The organism is Clostridium sp. MCC353 (assembly GCF_018785315.1).
GTDB lineage: Bacteria > Bacillota > Clostridia > Lachnospirales > Lachnospiraceae > CHH4-2.
Genome location: NZ_WQPN01000128.1, coordinates 126,337 through 136,408, shown reverse-complemented (window position 1 = coordinate 136,408; position 10,072 = coordinate 126,337). Strand labels below are relative to the sequence as shown.

At 45.0% G+C, this 10,072-nt stretch carries 7 protein-coding genes; 6 read left to right on the top strand and 1 reads right to left on the bottom strand.

Annotated elements, in window-relative coordinates; genetic code table 11:
• Positions 1 to 272 precede the first annotated feature (272 nt).
• From GPL15_RS21380 to argH, 4 genes are all read left to right on the top strand, one after another.
• Positions 273 to 1,259, top strand: coding sequence for an FAD:protein FMN transferase (locus tag GPL15_RS21380; RefSeq protein WP_215700697.1), 987 nt, complete (start codon positions 273 to 275; stop codon positions 1,257 to 1,259).
• Positions 1,260 to 1,719: 460 nt separating this feature from the next.
• The gene (locus GPL15_RS21375; protein WP_215700696.1) at positions 1,720 to 2,133 is read left to right on the top strand and encodes a GtrA family protein; all 414 of its coding nucleotides are present in this window, start codon (positions 1,720 to 1,722) and stop codon (positions 2,131 to 2,133) included.
• A gap of 17 nt (positions 2,134 to 2,150) precedes the next feature.
• A complete protein-coding gene (locus GPL15_RS21370; protein WP_252198544.1) occupies positions 2,151 to 5,444 on the top strand; it encodes a YfhO family protein in 3,294 nt (1,097 codons plus the stop codon).
• A 4-nt stretch (positions 5,445 to 5,448) separates the two neighbouring features.
• A complete protein-coding gene (argH, locus tag GPL15_RS21365; protein WP_215700695.1) occupies positions 5,449 to 6,819 on the top strand; it encodes an argininosuccinate lyase in 1,371 nt (456 codons plus the stop codon).
• A gap of 114 nt (positions 6,820 to 6,933) precedes the next feature.
• Here argH and GPL15_RS21360 read toward each other — a convergent pair whose 3' ends face one another.
• The gene (locus GPL15_RS21360) at positions 6,934 to 7,809 is read right to left on the bottom strand and encodes a LysR family transcriptional regulator (RefSeq protein WP_215700694.1); all 876 of its coding nucleotides are present in this window, start codon (positions 7,807 to 7,809) and stop codon (positions 6,934 to 6,936) included.
• A 274-nt stretch (positions 7,810 to 8,083) separates the two neighbouring features.
• Between GPL15_RS21360 and GPL15_RS21355 the strand changes: the two genes are divergently transcribed.
• Positions 8,084 to 9,112: a YeiH family protein gene (locus GPL15_RS21355; protein WP_215700693.1), complete on the top strand. Its 1,029-nt coding sequence runs from the start codon at positions 8,084 to 8,086 to the stop codon at positions 9,110 to 9,112.
• Positions 9,109 to 9,654 (top strand): hypothetical protein, encoded by a 546-nt coding sequence (locus GPL15_RS21350; protein WP_215700692.1) that lies wholly within the window; start codon positions 9,109 to 9,111, stop codon positions 9,652 to 9,654. Before GPL15_RS21355 ends, GPL15_RS21350 begins: the two co-directional genes overlap by 4 nt.
• Positions 9,655 to 10,072: the final 418 nt, after the last annotated feature.

The window sequence follows — 10,072 nt, the reverse complement described above, 5'->3', positions numbered from 1 at the left end:
TTTTTCCGTCCATGGAGCCTTAGTTTCACTTATGGTTGGAAGCCGGTTTTCATCGCCAACGGATTCCGCTCCGCCCGGCGTCAAACCTCCAAGCAGGCCTCCACCCCGTCCGTCCCCATTCCCAGGATTCATGGCGTTACTTTCGCGAATATGTTAAATAAAGATTCTCCCAAACTTAATGCATTTTGAAAAATGCCTTGACGCTTTCGATAAAATCCCACTATAATTAAAAAATTGAGAATAACAGCAACGGAAAGCAGGTATCCCCAGCAATGAAGAAAGTTTATTTCCTACTATTAACTATAACGCTTCTTATTTTAACAGGCTGCAAGCCCCAAAATCCCATCTCTAAAACCGCTTACATGCTTAACACGTTTGTCACAATCACCCTTTACGATACCCAGGATGAGGGGATTTTAAACGGGAGTTTGGAATTGTGTGAATCTTATGAGCAGATTTTCAGCCGGACAATTGAAACCAGCGAGATCTATAAGCTGAACCACAGAAAACCGGAGGAAACCGTATTTACGGTGTCGGACGATACGGCACGCCTGATTGAAAAGGGGTTATATTACAGCAGAATTTCAGACGGCGCTTTTGATATTACGGTGGAACCCATCACATCCCTGTGGGACTTTACAAGTGAAGAGCACCGGATACCGGATGAATCCGTCCTTGATGAGGTGGTTAAAAAGGTGGGATACCAAAACCTGTGGCTTGAAGGAAACCAGCTGACATTCCTTTCTCCGGATACCACCCTTGAACTGGGGGCGATTGCCAAGGGTTATATTGCAGACCGGATAAAAGATTACCTTTTGGAAAATGGAGTGAAAAGCGCAGTCATTAATCTGGGCGGAAATGTTCTCTGTGTCGGGGAGAAGCCGGGAAAAACGCCGTTTAAAATAGGTTTGCAGAAACCATTTGCCGACCATACGGAAACCATTGAAACAATGGATATCAGGGATATGTCGGTGGTGTCTTCCGGAGTATATGAACGCCATTTTGTAATTGACGGAGTAAACTACCATCATATTCTGGATCCGAAAACTGGCTGGCCTTATCAAAATGGCTTGATATCGGTTACCATTTTGTCCGGGGAATCTGTGGATGGGGATGGATTGAGCACCACTTGCTTTTCCCTGGGGTTGGATAAAGGAATGGAATTGGCAGATTCCATAGACGGCATATATGCGGTTTTTATCACAGAAGATGGAAAGGTTCATTATTCGGAGGGGGCGGCCCGTTTTTTGGCCAAGTAATTGGAGATCTGAGGTTTACATTTGTTTCTTCCTATAATACAATAGAGAATAGTTCAGGCTGGGGATATTAGAAGATGTGTGAAAATAGTCCTGGCTGTTTTCGGCAATTAAATTTGTGATGAAACCATAAGATGAAATTTAAATGCATAAGAGAAGACGAAAATTGAGCAGCAGCCGGAAATTTAAAATTACTGCGCGTATCTGCATAAAGCAATATCTGCATAAAACAATATCTGCATAAAGCAATATCTGCATAAAGCAATATCTGTATAAAGCAATATCTGCATAAAGCAATATTTGCATAAAGTAATATCTGCATAGTAAAATACCTGCATAACGCAATACCCGCGCAACGCAAAATTCGCGCATCGTAAAATTTGCGCAACGCAATATTGATGCAAAGTAAAATTCGCACAGCGTAATATTTGGGCAAAAAACTGCTCCGGCATGGAGGAAGAATATGATAAAAACATTGTGGAGTAAATTGGTAAACAGGGAATCTGTTTCCTACATTATATTTGGAGTGCTGACTACACTGGTGGACTGGGTGGTCTATACCGTATTATGGTCTTATCATGTGGATTACCGGGTTTCTACGGTTGTCAGTTGGGCGGCGGCCGTGTTATTCGCATTTGTCACGAATAAATTCTGGGTATTTCGCAGCTATGAGATGCGTCCGGCTTATTTGTGGAAAGAATTTGTGGCATTTGTGTCCTGCCGGGCGGCAACAGGGCTGTTTACTCTGGTGGGCATGATGGTTATGGTTCAGGGAATGCACCTTCATGAATTGATTGGCAAGGTATTTGTATCGGCGGCATCGCTGGTGTTAAATTATGTGTTCAGTAAACTGTTTATCTTTAAAAATAAAAGCTGAAAATAGGGAGCTTTAAGATGGAACATGATGAAGTGATGAGGGTTTCCAAGGAATTGGAAGAGATACTGGAGAGGACACAAGCTAAAACGGACAGGGAGATATCCATGGATCAGAGCGGAGAGATACCGGAAGAGAAGATGAAAAAAATAATGACAGTAAAGAAAAAGGCAGATATAGAAGGAAGAGACAGAGAAGAGATAAATATAAAAAAATATAGTATGAGAGGTTCTAATATAAAAGATTCTAATATAAAAAGTTCTAATATGGAAGGTTCAAATATAGAAGAAGCTGACATAGAAGAATCAAATATAAGAGAATCGAATAAAAGAGAATCAAATCCAGATAAAACACCGCCGGAAACGTCTAACAGAGAAGTGATACGTCGGAGCAGAAGACTACAGACCGATTTGGAACGGGCAGTTATAAGAGAACCGGGATCATTAACAGAACGGGCAGTAGTAAGAGAACCGGAATCAGTAACAGAACGGACGACATTAAGAGAACGGACGACAGTAAGAGAGCGGGCGGCAGTAAGAGAACGGGCGGCAACAACAGAACCAGCAGGATTAAGAGAGCGGGCGGCATTAAGAGAACCGGAATCATTAACAGAACCAGCGCCGTCAACAGAACGGGCGGCAGTAACAGAATCGGCAGCGGCAGCAGAACAGAAAGCAAGGGAACGGCGCCATTCTCCCACCCGGTCCAATGCCAGCAGGAGCAAAGACGCGGATTACAGATACCGGGTAGCCACGATGGTCAGGCCGGCGGACGGGCTTGCCGCCGCATTTTTGGTTCCGGTCCTGATTATGATTGTGATATTCGCACAGAGGAGGATTTTTCCTTTTGGCAGCGAAAGCTTTTTAAGGACGGATATGTACCATCAGTACGCTCCGTTCTTTTCCGAATTCCAATATAAGCTGAAGAACGGCGGGAGCCTGCTGTATAGCTGGGATATCGGGATGGGCGTCAATTTTGCGGCGCTTTACGCCTATTATCTGGCCAGCCCATTTAACTGGCTGTTAATTTTATGCCCTAAGAGCCTTGTGATCGAATTTATGACCTATTCTATTGTGCTTAAAATCGGCCTTTGCGGTTTGAGCTTTGCTTATTATCTTCGTAAGCATGGAAAAACACAGGATTTCGGCATCGCGTTTTTCGGCATTTTTTATGCGCTGTCCGGATATATGGCGGCTTATAGCTGGAATATCATGTGGCTGGACTGTATTATCCTGTTTCCGCTGATTGTGCTTGGAATAGAGAAGCTGGTAAAAGAAAGGAAGGGGACCTTATACTGCGTCACATTGGGGCTTTCCATCCTTTCCAACTACTATATTTCCATCATGATCTGTATTTTCCTGGTGCTGTATTTCGCGGCGCTGTTGATTTTGGAAGGTAAGAAGACGGTGAAGGAATGGCTTGTGAATATCGGCCAGTTTACGGTCTATTCCCTTGTGGCCGGAGGCCTGGCGGCTGTGGTGCTGCTTCCTGAGATATTCGCTTTGCAGATGACCGCGTCGGGGGATTTCAATTTTCCGCAGACCCTGACCTCATATTTTCCCATCTTTGACATGCTGGCAAGGCATATTGCCAATGTAAAGGTGGAGATCGGCCTGGAGCACTGGCCCAATATCTACTGCGGCGTGGCAGTACTCATGTTTTTTCTGCTGTATCTCGTATGCAGAAAGATTCCGGTACGGGAAAAGGCGGTTTACTGCGGCCTTCTTCTGATATTTTTCGCCAGTTTTTCCGTAAATGCGCTGAATTTTATCTGGCACGGGTTTCATTATCCCAACAGCCTGCCGTGCAGACAGTCATTTATCTATATATTCCTGATCCTGGTTATGTGTTACCGGGCGTATATGAATTTACATGAGATCAAATGGAAACATATGGCCGCGGCATTTTGGGGTTCCGTGTGTTTTGTGATTCTGGCGGAAAAAATGGTGACCCAGGAACATTTTCATTTTTCCGTTTACTATGTGGCAATTCTGTTTTTGGCAATGTATGCCGGGATTTTGTACCTTTACAAGAATAAAAAGGCCAGTCTGAACGCAATTGTGCTTCTTACGCTGGCGGTGGTTTCCGTAGAGGCGGCGGTAAATACCACGGTGACCAGCATTACCACAACCAGCCGCTCAGCCTATATTAAAGATAATAAAGCGGTGGAGAAATTGGTGAACAGCCTGCCGTCGGATACATTTTACCGGATTGAAAAGGTGACGAGGAAGACGAAAAATGACGGAGCCTGGATGAATTTCCCATCCGTATCCCTGTTCTCATCAACCGCCAATGAGGCCCTGACTGATTTCTTTAAATCCGTAGGATGTGAGGGAAATACCAATGCCTACAGCATAACCGGAAGCACCCCGCTGGTGGATATGCTGTTTTCCGTACGGTACGGCTTGTATTCAGAAGCCCATCCGGATGATGAGCTGCTGGAATTCATAGACCAGGAACAGGATACTTATCTGTACCGGAGAAAATATACGCTGCCTGTGGGATTTTTAATTTCTAAGGATTTTGAAGATAACTGGCAGAGGGATTTTGGAAGCCCTGTGACTGTGCAGAATGACTTCTGCCAGGTGCTGGGAGCGCCAAATGTCCTGAATGAAGTGGATGCGGAAATTACGGACAATACGGCAAGATTTACCCCGGATCAGACTGGGGAATATTTCGCTTATGTCAGCAACCGTAAAGTGGAAAAAGTTACCATGAGCAGCGGAGAAAAGTCCAAATCATTTACCAATGTGAACCGGGGATATATTCTGGAGCTGGGACGGTGTTTTAAAGGTGAGGAAGTGGTTCTGAGCGGAGACAGCCAGGATGAAACCCTGAGTGTGGAAGTGTATTATTTTGACAACAGCGCGTTGGCGGAGGTTTATGAGAAATTAAGCCATCACCCGCTGGAGGTCACAAGCTGGATGGACAATTCCCTGGAAGGAACCGTGACTGCTGATAAGGCCGGAATGCTGTTCACCACAATTCCCTATGAAAAGGGCTGGACGGTCTATGTGGACGGCATTAAGGAAGATTCCTATAAAATGATGGACACATTTTTGTCTGTGGAGATACCGGAAGGAAGCCATAAGGTGCGCTTTGAATATGAGCCGGAAGGCCTGCGGCTGGGGGCTTTGATAACCGGCGGATGTGTATTATTCCTGGCAGCTACGGCTTTGGGCGGATATATCTGGCGGAAACGGGAGGTGTTAAAAACTCCCCGCCGGAAAGAGGAAGAAGATTCCGAAGATCAGGAAAATGATGACGATACCGATGATGATTTAGAAGAAAACATGGAAGAACAGGAGATATAAGCTTATGAAATTATGGGGCGGACGCTTCACAAAAGAAGAAAACCAGTTAGTGCACAATTTTAATGAATCCCTTTCATTTGACCAGAAATTCTACCATCAGGACATCCAGGGCAGCATCGCCCATGTGACCATGCTGGCAAAGCAGGGGATCGTCTCCGAAGAGGATAAACTTGCGATCATTGACGGATTAAATGGTATTTTAGCCGATATTGAATCGGGAAAACTGGTATTTACCAAGGAACATGAAGATATTCACTCCTTTGTGGAAGCCAATTTGATTGAACGGATTGGAGAGGCTGGAAAACGGCTTCATACAGGCCGCAGCCGTAATGACCAGGTAGCCCTGGACATGAAGCTCTACTGCCGGGATGAAATTACAGAAATTGACGGGCTGTTAAAAGAACTGTTAAAAGAGCTGTTAACGGTCATGGAAGCCAATGTGGATACGTTTATGCCGGGATTTACCCATCTTCAGAAAGCCCAGCCCATCACCCTGGCACACCATATGGGGGCCTATTTCGAGATGTTTAAAAGAGACCGCCTGCGCCTCCATGATATTTATGAGAGAATGAATTACTGCCCTCTTGGATCAGGGGCTTTGGCAGGAACCACCTACCCTCTTGACCGGGAATACACGGCGGAGCTTTTGGGCTTTTATGGGGCAACCTTAAACAGCATGGATTCAGTGGCGGACAGGGATTATGTGATTGAACTGCTCTGTGCGCTGTCCACCATTTCCATGCATTTAAGCCGTTTCTGTGAGGAGATCATCATTTGGAATACCAATGAATACCGTTTTGTGGAGATTGATGATTCCTACAGTACGGGAAGCAGCATTATGCCGCAGAAGAAGAACCCGGACATTGCTGAACTGATCCGCGGAAAGACCGGACGGGTATATGGAGCCCTGGTTTCCATTCTGACTACGATGAAGGGGCTGCCGCTGGCTTATAACAAGGATATGCAGGAAGATAAGGAGCTGACGTTTGATGCCATTGATACGGTAAAAGGCTGCCTGGCTCTGTTTACCGGCATGATTTCCTCCATGACATTCCGTAAGGATGTGATGGAAGCCAGCGCTAAGAACGGATTTACCAATGCCACAGACGCGGCGGATTACCTGGTAAATCACGGAGTGCCCTTCAGGGATGCCCATGGAATCGTGGGACGGCTGGTGCTGTTCTGTATTGACAGGAACATTGCCCTGGACGATATGACGCTGGAGGAGTTTAAGGCGATCAGCCCGGTATTTGAAGAGGATGTCTATGACGCCATCAGCATGAAGACATGTGTGGAGAAGCGCATGACTGTAGGGGCTCCGGGACAGGAAGCGATGAAGAAGGTTATTGAAATTTATAAAAAAGACTTGAACTAAAGCAGATTAAATATTCCCATAAGAACGCGGACAGTAAATGAGCGGATAAGATTCGCCCATTTGCTGTCCGTTTTTCTTTTTCCCGGGCAGTCTGCTGCAGGAAGGGAATGAGTATTATGAGAAAAATTGATAAAATTTTTCATAATCGGTTTTAAAAAGGCTGTTCTTGCGAAAAATAAACATGAGTTCATGGGACAGGGAAAATTCCTGGAGATCAAGCCTTTTTAAAACACCGGATTTCAACTCCTCCTCCACCGCTTTCTGATACAGGAAGGAAATGCCGCAGCCGTCGGCCGTCAGCTTTTTAATGGCGCCGATATTTTCGATGATCATCCTGTTTTTAAAATCAGAAAAGCTCAGGTTTTTGCTGGTGAGGAACACCTGGAGTATTTCACGGGTCCCGGAGCCGTCTTCCCGGAGAATCAGGGTTTCATTTAGCAGATCTTCCAGGGAAGCATTTTGAAGCCTGCTGTAATCGCCGGGGGAGCAGATGGCAATATAGGGCTCCACGCTGTAAGTTATGTAATCGTATTCCTCCTTGGGAAAATAACCTTCAATGATGGCAAAATCGATTTCTCCCGCATCGATTTCCCTCAGCAGTTCATGGGTGTTGCGGACCCGCATCTGGATCTGGCTGCCGCCGGACTTAGCCAGAAAGGATTTGATCTTCTGCGGAAGGATAAATTCAGCTATGGTTAAGGTTGCGCCAAAGATAAATTCTTTTTTGGGAACCAGGGTGCTGATCAATTTGTTTTTCAAATGAATTTCATCGTGTTTGAGGGTCAGGGCGAAATTGCGGAGTATTTCTCCCGCTTCGGTGAGAAAGATCCTTTTTCCCTGATAGGAGAATAATTTTATCTCATAAGCTTCTTCCAGAAAATGAATGTGCTGGGAGACGGCAGGCTGCGTCATGTTGAGTATGGACGCAGCTTTTGTAAAATTCATGGTCTCGCAGACCGTTAAAAATGTTTCCATACGAAAATCCTGCATTGTGTTCCTCCTGGTGAATGGAATGGCCATAATCCTGACTATGAATTGATAATAACATATTTTTATTATTAAATAAATATAAATAATTTTATCTTATTTGTAACAAATGGTAAAATAATCCGGAATTTGAAAAATCTTCCGGTGCGCTCTCTCGAATTCAATGGTGGGTGAACCGGCAGGGCATTTCAAAATAACAGGAAATATATATGCATAGTTTTAGGGCATGTTTGAACATTAAGTGAAATGCAGCGGGCTATGCGGAAAGAGGAAGAGTATGAATTTTTTAGAACGTAACTGGAAGGGAATCCTGTTGTGCCTGGCGGTTTCTGTGCCGAGCTGGTTTCTTGGCAAAGCATTTCCTATCATAGGAGGGCCGGTTTTTGCGATTATTGCCGGTATGCTTTTGACATTTATAATCAGGGATAAGAAAAATGTCCAGGAGGGCATTACGTTTACCTCCAAAAAGATTCTCCAGTATGCGGTGATTCTGCTGGGATTCGGGCTGAATTTGTCCGTGATTCTCCAAACCGGACGGCAGTCGCTTCCTATTATCATCGCCACCATTTCCACGTCACTGATCATATCCTTTGTGCTGCATAAACTTATGCATATACCGGGAAAGATTTCAACCCTGGTGGGGGTGGGATCATCGATCTGCGGAGGATCGGCGATTGCGGCCACAGCCCCGGTGATCGAAGCGGACGACGAGGAGGTTGCCCAGGCCATTTCAGTTATATTTTTCTTCAATGTCCTGGCTGCCATTTTGTTCCCCACATTTGGCGCGCTGATCGGATTCTCTACCACCAGCGGAGAAGCGTTCGGCATTTTTGCGGGAACAGCGGTCAATGATACGTCTTCCGTAACCGCGGCAGCTTCCACATGGGATTCCCTTTACGGCCTGGGAGTGGCTACCCTGGACAAAGCGGTGACTGTGAAGCTGACACGTACCCTGGCGATCATTCCCATTACGCTGGTATTGGCTTTCATGCGGGCGAAAGACGCCAAATCAGGAGACAGACAGGTGGATATTAAAAAGATTTTTCCATTTTTTATCCTGTATTTTGTGCTTGCATCCGTCATTACCACTGTGGCGTCCGGCATGGGAGTTCCGTCGGCATTATTTAACCCGGTGAAGACACTCAGTAAATTTTTCATCGTTATGGCAATGAGCGCTATTGGATTGAATACCAATATTGTGAAACTGGTCAAGACGGGGGGAAAGCCGATAATTATGGGATTTTGCTGCTGGATTGGGATTACGGGGGTTAGTTTGGTTATGCAGAGGCTTTTGGGGATTTGGTGAAAGTTACGCAGAAAATAGGGTGTGAGCCAGGCCGGGAGCTGGTCGGGTTTTTTGAAGTGTTTGACATAAAGCTGTGTCCGAGAGCAGCAGAAAATTATGGGAAAATGATACCTGCCTACTCCGCACCGCCTCTTTCCGGGGAATATATGATTAAAGACAATGGAAGAGACTGGGCGGCGGATTATATATTTTATAACCCGACGGATATGGATCTGCCGGATTATGACTGTAATATTGGATATTTAAAGCTGGACATGGAGAAATTCAACCGGAAACTCAGCGTGATGAACGGAAAAGTCAATAAGAATATCACGGTTGAGGAACTGCGGGATCTGCTGGATGAGAAGGAGATTCCGTATGAGGTTTATCAGGAATTAGTGATCACCTGTATAGGGGAGAGTTTATATTTTTATGACGATCATGAGGCGAGAATAGAGGTTGTGTTTTCTTTTGATGATAATGGGGAAAATCCGACCGTGCAGTTTGATCTGGATTGGTCATACTGGATCAGAAGAGGCGAAAAAATGGGAGTATATGAATAAGCCGTAAGTAAAAACAGGCCCTATAAAATCGGTTGAGCCGGCAAGAAAGACCATTTGTCAATCCTGCCGGCTTAGTGTAAAACATATTTTTTTAAAGACTCTGACTTCTTTATTGTATGTATTATGTTTATGGTATAACTATACAATAGATTTGTGACAGGAATTTGAATAACAGGTAAAATGTTTATAAACTATTTTAAAGAATTGTGAAAGATTTACAGAAAAAATAGAATAAAAATGTAAGGAATATCGGATGCGATAAAATAAGGTGGGATTTTGTATTTATAGGTGGAATCTGACGGGGCCGGGAAGCTGTTTCCCGGCCCCGTCAGATTTCCTGCCGCCCCCGCATTGGGGCCCCGCCCTTCTGCCTTAGAGCGTGTTTGAAAATTCATACCCGCCATACATAAACAAAGCA